This is a genomic window from Paracoccus niistensis, from assembly GCF_042432925.1.
GTDB classification, from domain to species: domain Bacteria; phylum Pseudomonadota; class Alphaproteobacteria; order Rhodobacterales; family Rhodobacteraceae; genus Paracoccus; species Paracoccus niistensis.
This window is the reverse complement of record NZ_JBHLWE010000082.1, coordinates 1-562: the sequence shown is the minus strand read 5'-3', so window position 1 is coordinate 562 and position 562 is coordinate 1. Positions and strand designations below refer to the sequence as shown.

At 69.6% G+C, this 562-nt stretch carries 1 protein-coding gene; it reads left to right on the top strand.

Annotation, left to right across the window (positions count from 1 at the left end; translation table 11 throughout):
* Positions 1–558 (top strand): circularly permuted type 2 ATP-grasp protein (locus tag ACFFII_RS17715; protein WP_377700195.1); only part of this gene is annotated, 558 nt, incomplete at its 5' end.
* Between the last annotated feature and the right edge of the window lie 4 nt (positions 559–562).

The window sequence follows — 562 nt, the reverse complement described above, 5'->3', positions numbered from 1 at the left end:
CTGGGCGTTCCGGGGCTGATGCGGGCCTGGCGGGCGGGCAACGTCGCGCTGGCCAACGCGCCGGGCGCGGGGGTGGCCGACGACAAGGTGATCTACACCTATGTCCCGGCGCTGATCCGCTATTACCTCGACGCCGAGCCGATCCTTCCCAACGTGCCAAGCTATCGCTGCGTGTACCCGGGCGAGCGGGACCATGTGCTGGCCAACATCGACAATCTGGTCGTCAAGGCGGCCAACGAATCCGGCGGCTACGGCCTGCTGATCGGCCCCCATGCCACGGACGCCGAGCGCGCGGCCTTTGCCGAGGCCGTCCGCCGCGATCCCCGTAACTACATGGCCCAGCCGATGCTGACACTGTCCACCGTCCCCACGATCGTGGGCAACCGGGCGGCGCCCCGCCACGTGGACCTGCGCCCCTTCATCCTGTCGGGCAGCCGCACCGACGTGACGGCCGGGGGCCTCACGCGGGTGGCGCTGGTCGAAGGCTCGACCGTCGTCAATTCCAGCCAGGGCGGCGGCAGCAAGGACACCTGGGTCGTCGATATCGGAGGGTCATGATGCT